At 37.3% G+C, this 17,354-nt stretch carries 15 protein-coding genes; 2 read left to right on the top strand and 13 right to left on the bottom strand.

What is annotated here, in order from left to right; all coding sequences use genetic code 11:
* Positions 1 to 6: 6 nt before the first annotated feature.
* From FW780_RS03515 to FW780_RS03485, 7 genes are all read right to left on the bottom strand, one after another.
* Positions 7 to 4,344 carry a CusA/CzcA family heavy metal efflux RND transporter gene (locus FW780_RS03515; RefSeq protein WP_149832225.1) on the bottom strand — a complete coding sequence of 1,446 codons (4,338 nt, stop codon included), beginning with the start codon at positions 4,342 to 4,344 and terminating at the stop codon, positions 7 to 9.
* Positions 4,345 to 4,603: 259 nt separating this feature from the next.
* Positions 4,604 to 4,966: a hypothetical protein gene (locus FW780_RS03510; RefSeq protein WP_149832224.1), complete on the bottom strand. Its 363-nt coding sequence runs from the start codon at positions 4,964 to 4,966 to the stop codon at positions 4,604 to 4,606.
* 122 nt (positions 4,967 to 5,088) lie between these two features.
* Complete coding sequence (locus tag FW780_RS03505) at positions 5,089 to 5,658, bottom strand: Crp/Fnr family transcriptional regulator (RefSeq protein WP_149832223.1); 570 nt, start codon at positions 5,656 to 5,658, stop codon at positions 5,089 to 5,091.
* A gap of 45 nt (positions 5,659 to 5,703) precedes the next feature.
* Positions 5,704 to 6,462, bottom strand: a complete 759-nt coding sequence (locus FW780_RS03500; protein WP_149832222.1) for a siderophore-interacting protein — start codon at positions 6,460 to 6,462, stop codon at positions 5,704 to 5,706.
* Positions 6,463 to 6,464: 2 nt separating this feature from the next.
* On the bottom strand, positions 6,465 to 7,640 hold the full coding sequence (locus tag FW780_RS03495; RefSeq protein ID WP_149832221.1) for an MFS transporter: 1,176 nt from the start codon (positions 7,638 to 7,640) through the stop codon (positions 6,465 to 6,467).
* An 85-nt stretch (positions 7,641 to 7,725) separates the two neighbouring features.
* Positions 7,726 to 8,334, bottom strand: coding sequence for a hypothetical protein (locus FW780_RS03490; protein WP_149832220.1), 609 nt, complete (start codon positions 8,332 to 8,334; stop codon positions 7,726 to 7,728).
* Positions 8,335 to 8,913: 579 nt separating this feature from the next.
* Positions 8,914 to 9,696 carry a helix-turn-helix domain-containing protein gene (locus FW780_RS03485; RefSeq protein WP_149832219.1) on the bottom strand — a complete coding sequence of 261 codons (783 nt, stop codon included), beginning with the start codon at positions 9,694 to 9,696 and terminating at the stop codon, positions 8,914 to 8,916.
* 71 nt (positions 9,697 to 9,767) lie between these two features.
* Between FW780_RS03485 and FW780_RS03480 the strand changes: the two genes are divergently transcribed.
* On the top strand, positions 9,768 to 10,973 hold the full coding sequence (locus tag FW780_RS03480) for a CynX/NimT family MFS transporter (protein ID WP_241676833.1): 1,206 nt from the start codon (positions 9,768 to 9,770) through the stop codon (positions 10,971 to 10,973).
* Between the two features lie 68 nt (positions 10,974 to 11,041).
* Here FW780_RS03480 and FW780_RS03475 read toward each other — a convergent pair whose 3' ends face one another.
* A complete protein-coding gene (locus FW780_RS03475; RefSeq protein ID WP_149832218.1) occupies positions 11,042 to 11,809 on the bottom strand; it encodes an MBL fold metallo-hydrolase in 768 nt (255 codons plus the stop codon).
* A 92-nt stretch (positions 11,810 to 11,901) separates the two neighbouring features.
* Between FW780_RS03475 and FW780_RS03470 the strand changes: the two genes are divergently transcribed.
* Positions 11,902 to 12,216: a winged helix-turn-helix transcriptional regulator gene (locus tag FW780_RS03470; RefSeq protein ID WP_149832217.1), complete on the top strand. Its 315-nt coding sequence runs from the start codon at positions 11,902 to 11,904 to the stop codon at positions 12,214 to 12,216.
* Between the two features lie 133 nt (positions 12,217 to 12,349).
* Here the strand turns inward: FW780_RS03470 and bioA are convergent, their stop codons facing one another.
* The 5 genes from bioA to FW780_RS03445 all read right to left on the bottom strand — a co-directional run bounded on the left by bioA (position 12,350) and on the right by FW780_RS03445 (position 17,316).
* A complete protein-coding gene (gene bioA / locus FW780_RS03465; RefSeq protein ID WP_149832216.1) occupies positions 12,350 to 13,642 on the bottom strand; it encodes an adenosylmethionine--8-amino-7-oxononanoate transaminase in 1,293 nt (430 codons plus the stop codon).
* Between the two features lie 305 nt (positions 13,643 to 13,947).
* A complete protein-coding gene (bioB, locus tag FW780_RS03460; protein ID WP_149832215.1) occupies positions 13,948 to 14,931 on the bottom strand; it encodes a biotin synthase BioB in 984 nt (327 codons plus the stop codon).
* Positions 14,931 to 15,545: a dethiobiotin synthase gene (gene bioD / locus FW780_RS03455; protein ID WP_149832214.1), complete on the bottom strand. Its 615-nt coding sequence runs from the start codon at positions 15,543 to 15,545 to the stop codon at positions 14,931 to 14,933. Before bioD ends, bioB begins: the two co-directional genes overlap by 1 nt.
* Positions 15,546 to 15,590: 45 nt before the next feature.
* Positions 15,591 to 16,700 carry an aminotransferase class I/II-fold pyridoxal phosphate-dependent enzyme gene (locus FW780_RS03450; protein ID WP_149832213.1) on the bottom strand — a complete coding sequence of 370 codons (1,110 nt, stop codon included), beginning with the start codon at positions 16,698 to 16,700 and terminating at the stop codon, positions 15,591 to 15,593.
* On the bottom strand, positions 16,693 to 17,316 hold the full coding sequence (locus tag FW780_RS03445; RefSeq protein ID WP_149832212.1) for a hypothetical protein: 624 nt from the start codon (positions 17,314 to 17,316) through the stop codon (positions 16,693 to 16,695). The genes FW780_RS03450 and FW780_RS03445 overlap by 8 nt, the downstream gene beginning before the upstream one ends.
* Positions 17,317 to 17,354 lie beyond the last annotated feature (38 nt).

Raw genomic sequence — 17,354 nt, 5'->3', positions numbered from 1 at the left:
ACGTTGTTATTTTGAAATTAAGAAATTAAGTTCGGCACTGATCTGATTCAGTTTTTCCAGCTGATCAATATAGTCTGCTTTGGTTTTTACGGCTTGGTTCACCAATATTACCCAATCCAGATAATCAATTTCTCCTACTTCCATTTGTTTCTGTGCTGTTTTTAAAATAGTTTCAGATTTTGGAAGTTGTTTTTGTTGATAATTTTCAATGATTTTCTGTTGGTTTATATAATTATTCAGCTGTTGTCTCAATCTGTTTTTAAGCTCTATTTCTTTTCGCTGGTATTGATTTTCAGAGATTGCAATTTTTGCCTGTGCTGCCTTAGCTAAAGCTCTTTGCCCCTTTGTAAACAATGGAATTCCTACACCCACCTGAACCGAATTGAAACGGTTGTTATTAATGTTTTTCATACTCTGATTGGTGTATCCAACGAGAAGATCCGGAAGAAGTTTGCTTTTCTCCAGCTGTACTTCGGCCTCTCCTACTTTAATTTGTTGCTGCAGATACTGAAGTTCAGGATGTTGTTTTACCATTTCTTCAGAAATCTGAAGGCCAATATTCATTATCGGTTTTTCAGCAACCGGCTGATAAGGAGTTTCGGACTGAAGTAATACCTGAAGCTGAATTTTTGCCATATTCAGATCATTTTCAAGAGTATTCAGTTGTACTTTTACCTGTTCTTTCTGGATTTCAGCGGTTGATTCTTCCAAAATATTGGCTTCTCCCTTTTTTAATCTTAATCCGGCCTTATCAGCAAAATTATTGTACATCTGGCTGATATATTCCAGCACTTTTTTCTTCTCCTGAAGCACCAATATTCTGTAGAAAACGTCTGTAACCTCTTTGGTAAGCTGGGTTTTGGTGAGATTCTGATTGATGATACTGGCAGACCATTCTGCATCCAGCATTTGTTTTCTTTTTGAATAAACCGTAGGAAAACTGAATCTTTGAGAAATTCCAAAAGAATTATCCGTTTCTTCTCCTTGAATTTGTCCAAATCCTCCTGTAACTTCCAGCTGTGGAATATCCAGATAGCTGGCTTTCATTTTTTCCTGATAATCTGATATTAATTTTGAATTTTTAAGGGTTCCATTTTGTTGATAAGCTTTTTCCAAGGCCTGATCATAAGTAATGTTTTCCTGAGCCTGAAAGCTTCCAAAGGAGATAAGCAGTAAGAAGACAGACAATTTTTTATAGTTGAATTTTTTAGAGAATTTCATTTTATCTTTATTAATATTTTCAAATAAAACATAGAGAATAGGAAGTACAAAAAGGGTTAAAAGTGTAGCGAGCATCAAACCTCCAATTACAACGGTCGCCAGAGGTCTCTGTACTTCTGCTCCGGCACCGTTACTGATGGCCATAGGAAGAAATCCTAAAGAAGCAACAAAAGCTGTCATTAAAACCGGACGAAGTCTGATTTTTGTACCTATCAGTACAATTCTGTTGACGTTAGCTATTCCGTTCTTTTTCAACCTGTTAAACTCTGATATCAAAACAATTCCATTAAGTACGGCAACTCCGAATAAAGCAATGAACCCTACCCCTGCACTGATACTGAAAGGCATTCCTCTCAACGCCAGAAAATAAACACCTCCTATTGCAGACAATGGAATGGCAGTATAGATGAGTAAGCTGTGTTTTACAGAACCGAACGCAAAGAATAATAACAGAAAGATCATTACTAATGAAATAGGAACGGCAATTCCGAGTCTTGCTTTGGCTTCATTTAAATTTTCAAAAGCTCCTCCATAAGAAACCGTATATCCAGGTGACAGCTTTAGGTTTTTACCTGTCTTTTGCTGAAGTTCTTCAACAATACTCTGAACATCTCTTCCTCTTACGTTAAACCCTACAATAATTCTTCTTTTGGTATCTTCTCTCTGAATCTGGTTCGGGCTGTTTTTAAGCTCTACTTTTGCCAGCTGTGATAAAGGAATCTGCTCTCCTGAGGCTGTAGGAACCAAAAGATTCTGAATACTTGTGATGTCTTTTTTATGTTCATTATCCATTCGGACAACAATGTCAAACTTCTTCTCTCCTTCATATAAAGCACCTGCCGTCTGTCCGGCAAAAGCCATATTGATAACCCTGTTGATATCTGCTACAGAAATATTATAACGGGACAGTTCTGAACGGTTATAATCAATAATAACCTGCGGAGCGCCCACAACGGGTTCTATATAAAGATCCTGAGCCCCTTTTACCGTATTGATAATACTTCCCATTTTCTTTGCATAGGCAGCGAGGCTGTCCAGATCTTCCCCATAAATTTTGCATACCACATCCTGTCTTGCTCCGGTCATCAGCTCATTGAAACGCATTTGTACCGGAAACTGAAAACTGGTTGTTAATCCCGGAATAACACTTAGTGCTTTGCTCATTTTATCAGAAAGTTCAGGAAATGTTTTTGCAGAAGTCCATTCCTTTTTAGGTTTTAAGACTATGATCATATCTCCGGAATCCATAGGCATCGGCTCCGTAGGAATTTCTGCACTACCAATTTTCATTACCACTTTCTGTATTTCAGGAAATTGGGTTAAAAGGATATTGGCTGCCTGAGTGGTTGCTTTTTTGGTTTCGTTGATATTGCTTCCCTGAAGGATTCTCATTTCCACCGCAAAATCACCTTCTTCCAAAGACGGGATAAATTCTCCACCCATTCTGGAAAGAGTAAAAACAGCACCAGCAAACAGAGCCAATACTCCAAGGATAATGGTTTTTCTATATTTAAGAGCTTTTATCAGGAATTTCTGGTGGCCTGTTTCTACTTTGCTCATTACCCGGTCTGAAATATTTTCTTTTTCTTTCTTTTTTCTGCTCAGTACCAGAGAACTCATCATAGGAATATAAGTAAGGGAAAGAATGAATGCACCAATTAAGGCAAAAGCAACCGTCTGAGCCATTGGCTTAAACATTTTACCTTCAATTCCCTGAAGCGTAAAAATCGGAAGATATACAATTAAGATGATGATCTGTCCGAAAACTGCACTGTTAACCATTTTAGCAGCAGAACCGGAAACCTGATCATCCATTTCCTTTTTACTGAGCATATTGTCTTTTCCGAAATGCTTTTTGTGGGCCAGCTGATGCAGTACCGCTTCTACGATGATGACGGCTCCGTCTACAATAAGTCCGAAATCAAGGGCTCCAAGACTCATCAGATTTCCTCCTACGCCAAAAATATTCATCATGATAATGGCGAAAAGCATTGCCAAAGGAATCACAGAAGCTACCAGTAATCCAGCTCTGAAGTTTCCTAAGAACAAAACCAGAATGAAAACAACAATCAAAGCACCTTCCATCAGGTTTGTTTTTACTGTACTGATGGTGTTGTTTACCATTTTAGCACGGTCAAGGAAAGGTTCAATAACAACACCTTCAGGTAGTGATTCCTGTATTTTTTCCAGTCTTTCTTTAATATTTCCAATTACGACATTGGCATTTTCCCCTTTCAGCATCAGTACAATAGCTCCGGATACTTCTCCCGTATCATTGTAGGTCATAGCACCGTACCTTGTCGCATAACCGATCTTTACGGAAGCAACATCTTTAATATGTACCGGAATTCCTTCTTTAGTTTCTGCCACCTGAATACTTCCGATATCTTCTGTACTTCCCAGAAGCCCTTCACTGCGAATAAAAAGAACCGTTTCTTTCTTCTCAATATAAGCACCTCCGGTATTTTGATTGTTTTTCTCCAAAGCACCAAAAACATCGTTAATATTAATATTGAATGCCTGAAGTTTATTAGGATTAATGGCAATTTCATATTGTTTCAGTTTTCCACCGAAACTGCTGACATCAGCCACTCCTTTAGTTCCCAGAAGCTGTCTTCTGACCACCCAATCCTGAATGGTTCTGAGTTCAGTTTCATCATAGATATTTTCATACCCTTTTTTGGCTCTTACAACATATTGGAAAATTTCACCTAATCCTGTGGAAATAGGTCCCAGTTCCGGTTTACCGATTCCGGCCGGAATATTGTCCTGAACAAGCTGTAAACGCTCCTGAACCTGCTGGCGTGCCCAGTAGACATCCGTATTGTCATCAAAAACTACCGTTACTAACGAAAGTCCGAAACGTGAGAAACTTCTAAGTTCCTTAATTCCGCTGATGTTACTGGTAGCCTGCTCAATAGGAAATGTAACAAGACGTTCTATATCTGCTGCACCATAAGAAGGAGCCGTAGTAATAATCTGCACCTGATTATTGGTGATATCCGGCTGAGCATCTATGGGTAGTTTGGTGGTTTCATAGACTCCAAAAAGAACAAGCCCCACTGTAAACAGAGCAATGATGAGTTTATTCTTTACAGAAAACTCAATAATTTTATTTAACATGGAAAAAACGATTAATTGATAACCCGGAATGCCTTACAAAGCTGCTGAAGTCTTTATTTGTACAATTACAGAAGATCTCACACCAGTAAGTGTAAATATCTACCTGATAATCATACATTTTACTTTAAACTTATCATCTTAAAAATGTAAGCAAAGTTCAATAAAGACATCATAAACAAAGTTATAATGCACGATGGGTTAAATTGATGTAATAATAAATGGACTGCCTTAAACTAAAGCAATGTCAGTATAAAATGAATTAAGAAAGCCGTGGAGGCTGGAAAATCTGAGAAAGATAATGATTGGAAAAATCTTTTTCCTTGTAGATACTGCTTTTCCTGGAAACAGTAATTTCTTTAGGTTTTTTTATTTCAAAAGCCAATTCCGGAAGCTGGGCATGTACAGTCAATACGATGGGTGGATTGATAAACGGTAGTTTCTGATCAGTATCCCAGTCAGAATCCTGCTTGTGGTTATCATAATGTTCCATAACAAACTCTGATAAGCTTCCGTGATATTCCATAAAATGCTCTACAAACATAGGTACTTTAAGTACTTCCCCCGCATTGGTGGTAGCCAGCACATACATCATTGAACATAATATGGAAAACCATTTTAACATGAGTGCAAATATAAGGCTTAAATTTTTCCTAAACAGGCTCCAGTATTAATTTTTTGATAATTTTATCAGATTAAAAATGGTTTAAAGTTCTTTGTAATAATGTTAGGTTTATCAAACAAAAATCAGAGCCTTGACTTCAGTCTGCTCAGAGTCTCCTGTGAGATATTAAGATAGGAAGCTACCATTTTGTTAGAGAGTCTTCGCACCACAACAGGATTTTCATTCAACAGCTGACGGTACTTTTCAAGGGCATCCTGAACAAGGAAAGACATCAGTCTCTTCGTATTGCTTACATAAGCTGTTTCCAGATATATCCTGTAAAATTTTTCCCATTGCGGAATAATATCCAGAAGATGGTAAAAACTTTCATGGCTAATGTAATATACTTCTGAATCCTCCACGGCCTGAATAAATTCGTCAGAGGGTTCAGAAGTAATAAAACTGGTTAATGCTGTTGCAAACTGATTTTCAAATGCAAAATATCGCGTAGAATCCTGCCCTTCTTCATTGATGAAAAATATACGGAGACAACCGTTTACAACAAAAAATGTACGTTGGCTGTGCTGTCCGTTGGTAAGGAGCGTCTCATTCTTTTTTAATTGAACAAGTCTGAAATAAGAAAGAATGGTATTCAATTCTTCATCCGTTACCGATATTCTGTTTTTAATATATGAAGCTAAAAGTTCCTGCATGTAAGCAAAAGTAGTGATAAAAAGGTTTTTGCTTACTATTTTTATCTAAACTGTCCGGATATTTTCTGCCTGTCCGGCTTTCCAGTACGAGCAGATATATAAACCATGGGGATCCCATTGCAGGGTTGTTTTAAAATAAGTACGAAGTTCATGTACTGTTGCATATTCCGCAGCGATATATACATATTCTTTCAAAACTCCGGGTGGAAACTGAACAGATTTTACAGCTTCTGCTAGCTGGCTTCCTTCTTCCGGATGAGGATTGTGAAGCCACTCAACTGAAATATCTGCTGCAGAACACAGAATAAGCTCATCCTCTTTGCCTGCCACCTCTAATAATATCTTTGCTGATACATAAGGTGGAAACTGCTCCGCAATAGCACAAATGACAGGTAATGCTGTTGCATCTCCTGCCAGCAGATAAAAATCAGCATCAGGAACTAAAGGCCTTGTACTTTCTTTCATCCCTATTTCCAATGAATCACCGGAAATCGCTTGTAATGCCCAGGCAGAAGCAGGTCCGTTATCACCATGAGCAACGAAATCTATACTTAATTCCCGTTTTTCCAGATCAATTTTTCTGTTGGTATATGTTCTGACTAAAGGAGAGTTTCCCTCTTCAGCTGGAATAAAGATTTTATTATTAGATCCGGAGCGTACATTAGCAAGCAGCTCAACTTGATTTTCACGAATTTCAAATACCACACGGATAAGATGCGGAGTGAGGTACTGTTTATTTTTAACGATAAAGGCAGAACGTATTTTTTTCGTTTTCTCTGCCTGAGTAATTATAGAATTTTCCATTTTTATTTTTTATTATAGAGTAGAATAATCATAGACACCACACAGCTTATCCCCCCGAAAAGGTAAACGGTCTGATAATCAAACCAACCTGCAATCAGCCCGGCAATAGGTCCTGCTAGTCCTAATGAAAGATCAACAAAAGCAACATAGGCTCCCAATGCTGTTCCTCTCATTTGTGGTTTTACTTTTTGAATGGCAAGAACTCCCAAAGCCGGAAAGACCAATGAAAATCCAACTCCGGTCAATCCACATCCGATAATGGCTAATGTTTTGGAAGCAGATGTCCAGATCAGCAGCTGCCCTGCCACTTCGATGATCAGAGAGATCAAAGCAATCTTAAAACCTCCGTATTTATCAGGAAATGAAGCAAAGAAAATGCGGGTAAGAACGTAACATATTCCGAAAACCATAAAAGCAAGTGAAGCATCACCCCAATTCTTTTGTGAGAAAAATAAAGCAATAAAAGAAGCGATACACCCAAAAGCCATAGATGAAAAAGCAAGACTCAGTCCTTGGCCTGATATTGCACCGATTACCTTGTAGAAAGGTGTTCGCACATGATCTTTATCTACAGGAATAGAAGGTAGTTTTGCCGTGGAAAGCCAGCTTACAAGCGGAAGTAAGGCTATAAGGATAAAAGCTGGCAGCATATTGTATTCTTTACTCAGCCAGATACTGACAGGAGCCCCGATTGCAATTCCCGCATACATGGCAATCCCGTTCCACGTCATCACTTTCCCTGAACTGGAGTGTCCTGCGAGCCCTATTCCCCACGTCAATGCTCCGGTAACCAGAAAGCTTTCGCCAACACCATGGATTATTCGGGCTATTAAAAGAAAGACAAGTGCCAGTAGCGGATAAGCTTGAAATAATACTGCAAGTACATAAATAATCCCGGCTATAACAGCTAATACTACTCCGGACATTTTACTTTTCTTGGCTCCTCTGGTATCTGTAATTTTCCCTGAATAAGCACGGGTTAAAAGTGTTGACAATGACTGAAGACCAATAACAAGTCCCACGATAATGCTGTCAAAACCTAAAGTGTTCTGGACAAATCCGGGAAGTACTCCCAAAGCAATCCCTATCGTAAGGTAAACTCCAAATACCGAAATGATAATGGGAGCGGTTGCCTGATAGAAATTAATAGTCTGCCCTTTTTCTAATGTTGTACTCATAAATTTTGTTTAAAATATTCAGGTGCAAAGGTCCTGGTACAACAAATACTAAACTTTGATCTAGATCAAAAAAGGCAGAGAAGGTTTACTCAAAATCCAAAAAACCATCGGTAAGCTGCTTCCATTGTATTTTAGCAGCTCCCATCATTCCGCCTGCAGCAATAACAAGATTCCTGATGGCATCAAGTAATTTAGCGTTTAAATTAGGTCTTTCATTTCGTCCGTATACGGCGGCTTTTAAATGGGCCGGACTTTTTGAGATCATAAAGGTAGAGCTTGCTCCGGAACTGTAAAAATGAGCAATATGACGTTTTTTTTTATTTTCCGGATTTCTGGATGGCCTGCAGGTCATTGTTATACTTTCAGCAAAACTGTTCTCATAGAAACAGATATCTGTAATTTCTATCCAATCGTATCCTTTTGCTTCAGGTTCTCCCGGTCCCGGAATATCAATTCTGATAAAATCTCCTTTCTGTGGTTCACGATCTACAGGCTGGGCACTGCAATCATAAAGGTTAAATGCGGCAAAGGTCTCTCCGGAATAGCTTTGCCATTTATTGACTGAGAAAAATCTCTCTTTTAAAGTTTCAAATTTCAGCGACATCACGTCTGGTTCAAATAACTTTCTGGTTTCCGTATCATGAAAACCTCCGAATTTTTGTTTGGGAACTCCTTTGAATTTTTTGGGACTCATACAATATGTTTCAGAAAAATTACTGCAAAAAATATATAGATTTTTATGAGTAGAGTCATAAAAACGTTAAACATGTGTTTTATTATTGCCTTGAAGAAGCTTTATTTTTATAATAATTCACTTTTTGGAATTTAACTGTTTTGGCTAAAAAACGGCATACAATTCATCAGAATGCGAATTATATTTAACAGGATACGTTTTTGTGGAAAGAATTCCGGAATTCTAAAGAAAATTAAAATCATTTAGAGAATAATTGTTTTTACTTAAAATAAATAATTTTTAAAAAAAATGAGCTTATGATGTTTTGCATACCATGATTTTTGCTTATATTTGTGAATCGAAATAATTTTTTTTCATCATTTGTGTTTTTTTAAGGTCTCCATTCCTGGAGACCTTTTTATTTTATGTAATATCATAATCGAATATTGACTGTTGAAGTGGAAAATGAGGCAAAATGTGAATTATATCCTTTTTCAAACCAGCCTATTGCTTTTCTATAAAGGAATACTCAAAGTTTTAAGATGTCAATAAATCTCTTTTTCTCTATATTTCGACCGCCCCTGTAGGTGCTTTAAACGGCTATTGAGTAGTTTTAATAAAATCTGTGGGTCTGAACTGCATCACAGATAGAAAACTTCTGGTATAGGCCTGTACACTCTTGTACCCTACTTCATAAGCTGTTTCTGAAATGGTAAGATGACCGGCACTCAGAAACTCCAGACTTTTGATGATACGAAGCATCTGCTGGTATTTACTTAAGGTGAGCCCGGTTTCTTTTTTGAAAATACGTTCTAGTGTACGGAAAGACAAAAGGGCGTTATCGCTGAGATCTTCCATCTTAATTTCATCCCGATAGTGATCATGCAGATGCTCAATGACTTTTGTAAGGCGCTGATCTTTTGGAAGACTGATATGAAGCGTTAATGAGTGCTCCACAAATCGAGGAAGTTCGTTGAACAGGGCCTTCAGAAATAGGTTTTCATCATGATCTGATGTCATTTGTTTAGACCACTTTTCCGCATATTTTATCATTTCTTTTAAAACCGGAGGAACAGAAAACACATTGACCTCATGATAAAAGGGATTTTTTGTACTGATATCAGCAAACATGATCATCAGTTTGATCTTTTCGGAATGAGAATTTGTTTTATGAATGGCTTTTGGGGGAATCCATACGGCATGATTTTGTGGGAGAAGATAGATTTTTTCTTCAATGGTGATGTACTGAAAACCACTTTCCACGTATACCAACTGGCCTTTCTGGTGATGGTGAAGAATGTCATCATGAACCCAGTTTTCTTCAAACCATACAAAATAAGGTTTCTTCAGATCGTCTATTTTTATACTGTCATTAGCGTTCATGTCGTTTTAGGTTAAAACTTTGGCAAAATTAAACAAATTTACTATATTAATTTTGCAGAAAAGTTTTTATTATGATGAAGAATGAAGTAAAAAAGAATGCTTCGTATGTTTTATTACTCATTAACGTTCTGGTAGTTATATTAATTTCCAGTAATCTCCGTTCTCCGATTGTGGCGGTAGCTCCTGTATTGGGTGAAGTAAGAGATGCATTGAAACTGGATAATTTTCAGGTGAGCCTGCTTACCTCTATTCCTCTGTTTATGTTTGCAGCCTGCTCTGTATTGGTCAGTAAATTTTCTAATAAGTTCGGAATCAGTAAACTTCTGATGTATTCCCTGATTATTTTAAGTTTTGGATTATTTTTAAGAATCACAGGTTCTCTTTGGCTGTTGTTTTTAGGTTCAGTATTCATTGGTTTAGGGATATGTATTGGAAATGTGGTCACTCCGGGATATGTTAAAAATAATTTCCCGAAGCAGATTGGTCTTATGACAGGGATTTTTGCCGTATCTATGAATCTTACTGCGGCTCTGGCGTCTGGATTTAGTGTAAAAATCGGGGAACTGACAGGCTTTGGGTGGAAAGGTTCTTTAGGAATCTGGCTGGTTATTGCTGCATTAGGTTTCCTTGTTTTAGCACTGGAATTTATTTTTAATAAAAGAAATCCAAATCTGCCGAAAACAGCACTCAGTACTTCTGATTTTAATATGTTCAAATCTGCTCAGGCATGGAATATCAGTATTTTCATGGGACTGCAGTCTTTGTTTTATTATTGTCTGGTGGCCTGGCTGCCTTCATTTCTTGCAGATTTTCATATGCAGGGGGAAAGTTCAGGATGGGTTTTCTTTGTGATTCAGATTACAATGATTCCTGTGACATTCTGCTGCCCGATTATTGCCAGTAAGATGAAAGATCAGAGACTGATGATTCTTTTTATATGCGCTTTAATGTTTGGAAGTACTATGATGTTTGTGTTCCTGAAATCTCAGTGGATTTATGTGAATGCTGTGATCATAGGAATTTCTAACGGATTGTCTTTCAGTTTGTCTATCCTGTTTTTTTCTACGAGAACGAAAAGCAGTATCAACGCTGTTAAAATATCAGGAATGGCTCAATCTGTCGGATATCTGATTGCTGCATTTGGCCCCCCGTTGTTTGGAAAACTTCATGATTGGGATATTTCCTGGAACAGCTCATTTTATTTATTAAGTTTTGCGGTATTGCTGATGTTGTATTTTGGAATGAAGGCCGCAAGAAATAAATGTGTAGAAGATTAAAACTAATTGTTGATATAATAAAAGGATAGAATTTCGGTTCTATCCTTTATTTATTTTATACTCAAAGATTAAAAATGCAGCTCAACTTCTTCTCCATCATTAAGAATAAAACATCTTTTTTCCAATCTATTTTCATTGATCTTTTCCTGGATGAATTTCCGGTCTTCCTTACAATGACTTACGGATTCCAGATGAGTTACCCAAACAGTAGCTTCCGGAGCGTATTCGCAGACTTTTATAATATCTTCACTGGTCATAATAATAGGATCTCCTACTAAAAAAGTAGCGGCTCCTCCGGCAACAATGATGTGTTGTGGCTGATGCTTTTCAATTTCCTGTGCAATTTCGTTATACCAGATGCTGTCTCCTGCAATATAAACAGATTTATTTTCTGTTTTAAAAACGAAACCATTCACTATTCCCCTTTTTTCTCCAATTTCTCCGGTTCCATGCTGGCCTTTGGTTGTAGTGATTTCAATATTTCTCCATTGAACGCTGTCATTAAGAGCAATAATATCTGTAAAGCCATATTCTGCAATTTGTTCCGAAATGAGAGATGAACAGATGATCGGAATATTTTTATCAAGAAGTTCGATGGCAGTAGTATCCCAATGATCAGGATGAAGATGGGTAACAGCCACAGCATCTACATTTTTAAGTTTTTGATTTAATTCTTCTTTACCAAAAGGCAGGTCTACCAGAGGATTCAGTAATTCGTTATCAACCATTGGGAATTTGCCGAGAGATCCTTTCTCTCCAAGCATTGGATCTACGAGGATGGAAATTCCATCAATATTCAAAAGCAATGTTGCATTGCGCCATAATTGTAATTTCATTTTGACTAAGTTTGTACAGCAAAGCTATTGCCTGATTGGGGTAAAACAATCGAAGGTTACCAAAAGGTTAACCATAAATATTCTATTGACTTATGAATTTTGAAGAGTTTAAAAACTGTGGATTGAGACGAAGCCTGAATATCCTTTCAGGAAAATGGAAACCATTGATTCTACACAATCTTTTTGAGGAAGATAAAGTGCGTTTTGTGGAACTTTGGAGAAGTATGCCAAGGGTTTCCAAGAAAGTTCTTGCTGAACAACTGAAACAGCTTGAAGAAGATCTCATTATTGAGCGGATTGAAGTCTACAATTTTCCGCCGGAAGTCTATTACAAATTGACCCCAAAAGGTCAAAAACTAGGTCCTATTCTTTCTGAATTACATCTGTGGGGAAATGAATTGAGTTAATACTATTTATTTAATATTTTAATGGTATAAAAACTAATAACAATCCTATAAATGATCAAACATAAAAACCTTATAAATTTTAGAAATCTATAAGGCTAAAAAAATTAAAAAATTATTACTTGAAGGGATCTGCCTAATCTCTAAACTGATCCAAAACTTCCATAATATTCTGATATACAAAATCCAATTCTTCGGAAGTAATACAATATGGCGGAACCAGATAGATTACATTTCCCAACGGCCTCATGATAATCCCTCTCTGTAAGAATTCATTGTAAAGCTTCTTCCCTATTGCATTGAAATAAGAAGTACCATTCCCGGTTTTAAAATCGAAAGCTAAAATAGTCCCGATCTGACGAACCTTTTCTACATGAGGATGAAAAGCAAGTGCTTTTGCAAACTCTGAATGTTGATGAGTGATGCGGTTGATATTCATTTGAGTTTCATTTGTCAATAGCAGTTCCATACTGGCCAGAGCTGCAGAACAGGCTAAAGGATTGGCTGTAAAGGAATGTCCGTGAAATAAGGTTTTATAACGGTCATCCGAAAGAAAAGCGTTGTAAATTTCATTGGAACATGTGGTGATTCCCATGGGCATAGTTCCTCCTGTTAAGCCCTTTGAAAAACACATAATATCTGGCTTTTCTGTAAGGTAATCAGCAGCGAAAAGCTTACCTGTCCTTCCAAATCCTGTAAAAACTTCGTCCTGAACCATAAGAATGCCTTCTTCTCTGCAGAATTTCATCAGCTGGTTAAGGTCTTCAGCATTATACATCAACATTCCCGCCGCACCCTGTACTAATGGTTCATAGATAAAACAGGCTGTTTCATCAGCCAATTCTTTAATCTGTGCCTGTAGGCTTTCCAGGTTTTCAGCATTGGGAGTATCAATAAATACAACTTCAAACAGCATGCTTTCAAAAGGTCTTGTCCAGAAACTTTTTTCACTTACAGACATCGCCCCGAAGGTGTCTCCGTGATAAGCATTTTTAAAAGCTAAAATCTTCGTTTTCTTTTTTTCCTGATTGTACGCATATTGAATACACATTTTTAAAGCCACCTCTACTGCTGTAGAACCATTATCGGAATAAAAAACCTTTTCCTGATTAGCGGGCAGAAGTTTCAGCAAATTCTCTGAAAGCTGTACGGCAGGCTCATGCGTGAAACCGGCAAAAATAACTTGTTCCAGTGTATTCAGCTGCTCAAAAACACGCTGGGCAATATAAGGATGAGAATGCCCGTGCAGCGTAACCCACCATGATGAAACTACATCCAGGTATTTTTTTCCTTCAGTATCATACAGGTAAATTCCTTTTCCTTTTACAATGGGAATAATATCGTCAGCTGTTTTCATCTGTGTGTAAGGATGCCAGTTGACAGCTTTATCTCTTTGTTGCAGGCTTGCTTGTTCTGTTATAGTATTCATATATTCATGTGAAAATAATAATGAGTGATGAATTGTTTAAATTTTAACGCTATGATCGCTAAGTTTTTTAATTTGTTGCTTTTTAAGTTCACAAAGGCGTTTCACTAAGCAATAAGAAACATTTTACCTTGCTGAATAGAATGCCTTTGCGAGCGAAATATTTTTACAGTTAATCAATATTTCTTTGCAAATCTTAGCGTTAAATACAAACATTATTATTGATAAAATCAGCTATCAATGTTATGATAAAAACGATAATACTAATAACCCAGCTCATCACTCATTATTTTATCATTTATAATTGTTTAGCAACATGTTTCTTTTTTCATCATAGGTTTCAGTCCCAATGTCTGCAGCATCTGCATATCTTCAGAAACTCCAGGATTTGGTGTTACCAATAGTGTTTCTCTTTCTCCTGTGAAAATGGAATTGGCTCCTGCCATGAAGCACCATGCCTGTTCTGTTTCTGACATTTCTATACGGCCGGCACTTAATCTTACCATGGAAGAAGGCATTACAATTCTTGCGGTGGCAATCATTCTTACCATTTCCCAGGTATCTACTTTTTCATTATCCTCTAATGGAGTTCCCGCCACTCTTGCTAATGCATTGATAGGAATGGATTCCGGATGCTTTGGCATTGTTGCCAACGTCAGAAGCATTGAAATTCTGTCTCTATGGGTTTCACCAAGTCCGATAATTCCTCCGGAACATACGGTAATTCCTGCTTTTCTTACGTTGTTGATCGTATTAATTCTGTTGTCAAATGTTCTTGTTGAGATAATCTCTTCATAATATTGTTCAGACGTATCAAGGTTGTGATTGTAGGCATATAATCCTGCTTCCTGAAGTCTAATAGCCTGTTCTTCTGTAAGCATACCCAATGTGCAGCAAACTTCCAGTCCAAGATCATTTACCCCTTTTACCATATCAATTACCCTGTCAAAATCACGATTGTTACGAACTTCACGCCATGCTGCAGCCATACAGAATCTTGACGATCCAGAATCTTTTGCTTTCTGAGCATGGGCAATTACAGTTTCAGTTGGCAATAATGCCTGTACTTTGATGTTGGTGTGATAACGCGCTGCCTGCCCGCAATATGAACAGTCTTCAGGGCATCCACCGGTTTTGATAGATAATAGTGTTGAAATCTGTACTTCAGAAGGATCATGCCATTCACGGTGTACAGTTGCTGCTTTATAAATAAGTTCCATCAGAGGTAAATGATAAATTTCCTCTATTTCTTCTTTAGTCCAGTTGTTTCTTAATGTTGTTTTAGTATCCATTATCCTATTTTTGTTATTGTTAATTGCTTTGCAGCATGTTTTATAGATTCTTTGTCAGTATTGCTGATTTCAGGAATCTTTATAATTTTTGTTTCTTTATCGATAAAACTGCAGATCACTCTTTCTGTATCTTCAGGGAAGTCTCCGTTAAGAATCAGATAGTCTAACTGTATCTCTCTCTGTTGTAATGCTATGATTGACAGTAAGCTGTGATTGATGCATCCCAAATAATTTCTAACTACCAATGCAGCTGGAAGATTTAATTCTTCAATCAAGTCTATCATGAATGTAGTATCTGATATTGGGACCATAATACCTCCTGCTCCTTCTACAATCAATGGATTTTCCGTTTCAGGGAGTTGAAAATCATTTAGATTTATGGTGATATTTTCTTCCCTTGCCGATTGATGTGGTGATGCGGCCAGCTGTAAACGGTGGGTTTCCGGATGGCAGATTGTATAGTCTGTCCATGCTTCAATTTTATGGCTGTCTGTGTAATGCAGATCACCTGATTGTATAGGTTTCCAGTATTCTGTTTTAAAATGTTGAACCAAAACAGCTGAACAAACTGTTTTTCCTATTTCGGTTCCTATTCCTGTTATAAATAATTTCATGTTTTCGGGATTCGTGTTGCGGGGTTTGAAAGCTTATTTTTTGTTTTAAACAAATTCTTTAATAATTCCTGTCAGTTTTATAATTTCCTTTTTTGTATTAAAGCTGTGAAGGCAAATCCGCAGTCGTTCACTCTCTTCTTTTACTGTGGGACTGTATATTGCGTAGGTTAGAAATCCATTCTCAGATAATGTATCCTGTAATTGTTTCAGTTTTTGGTTGTCTGGAATTATAATAGCCTGAACAGGGCTTTTTTCTGCAGATGGAGATTCTAGATTTTGGCTTCGGAAAATTTTAATATTGTCCTGAAGTTCTCCTGCCAGCCCAGGGTTTTGATCTAAAAATTCATATCCTGTTTGTATACTCATCCACTGGAAATCCTGAGCTGAAGTGCTATAAATGAACGGGCCTGCAAAATTGATCAGGTAAGATTTCTCTGTTTCATTACATAGAATTGTCGCTCCATGGGCTCCGAGTGCTTTTCCATAGGTAACAACTGCTGCTGAAACCTGATGTTGTAATTGATATCTTTCAATCAATCCATATCCAAACACTCCAAATGCGTGGGCTTCATCAACAATCAGAGAAGCTTTATACTGATTGGCAAGCTCAGCAATTTCCTGAATAGGAGCAAAATCTCCCTCCATCGAATAGAGACTTTCTATGGCAATATAACAATGCCCCTGCTGCCTTTTTAAAATGCTTTCAAGATCTTCAATGTCATTGTGCTTGAATTTCAGTTTTTTTGCATTCGATAATTTGCAGGCATCATGTACCGACCGATGAATCTGTTCATCTACAATGACAACATCATGACGACTGGGAAGTGTTGAAAATAAGGCCAGATTTGCATTATAACCGGACGGGAAAAGCAATGCCGATTCAAACTGATGCTTCTGAGCAATATAATTTTCTACAGAAACCGCAATATCACTGTTTCCGCTGATAAGCCTTGAACCTGTACTTCCTGAAAGCAATTGAGGATTATTGGTAATCTTTTGCAATAGTAAATGCTGAAGTTCTTTACTTTTTGCAAAGCCCAGATAATCATTGGAATAAAAGTCAATTCCATCAGATTGAGGCCGCAAACGTCTTAAAGTTCCTTCCTCTTTTCTTTTGTCAAGAGATTCCTGAAAACGAAAGGTATTATTAAGCATAATCTAACTGAGCGACTTCCTGAGTAATAGCGTTAATCCACTCTTCATGCAGTTCTTTTTCTATCGTTAAAACATGATCTGCATGTTCTTTCCAGTCTGGAGAAAATTCGTTGAGCTGATTGATCATTTCTTCCAGATGACCTTCTTCTTCAAGGATAATAGATTTTACCATAATTTTAGAAGAAGCTTCGGTAAGAGCCTGTTGATAGACCGGATAAAGTTCATCAGCACGCACTTCAATAGCATAGGTTACAAAAAGATACGCTGCATATTTCAGGTCTGTTTTATTCAGATTGAATGCTTTCTGAAGATAACGGCAGGCTTTGATATCTAATGAATGAAGATACTGGCTTGTTGCTATTGGCGCCAAAAGCTCGGAACTTTCATAAGTTTTGCATAATTCAGGGTCTATTTTCCCGATCTGTTTTTTCAGATAATAAGCGTGGCGGTGTTCTTCAGCAGCATGTTTCAGCTGGATCTGAGAAACCAGTGTCGGATGTTCACACTTTGAAATTTTTCTTGCACCGGCGTTTTCCATAAAAGAAAGTGTATTCAGCCATTTGGCGTGGATGTTTCCTTCCTGTACAATTTTTTTTAACAGATGATGAAATTCCATAGATTTTTATTTTGATGTCAAAAGTAGTATATTGCCGG

It is taken from the genome of Chryseobacterium sediminis (assembly GCF_008386505.1).
Taxonomy (GTDB): Bacteria; Bacteroidota; Bacteroidia; order Flavobacteriales; family Weeksellaceae; genus Chryseobacterium; species Chryseobacterium sediminis.
Note: the sequence above shows the minus strand (reverse complement) of the source record. Positions and strands in the feature narration are given on the sequence as shown.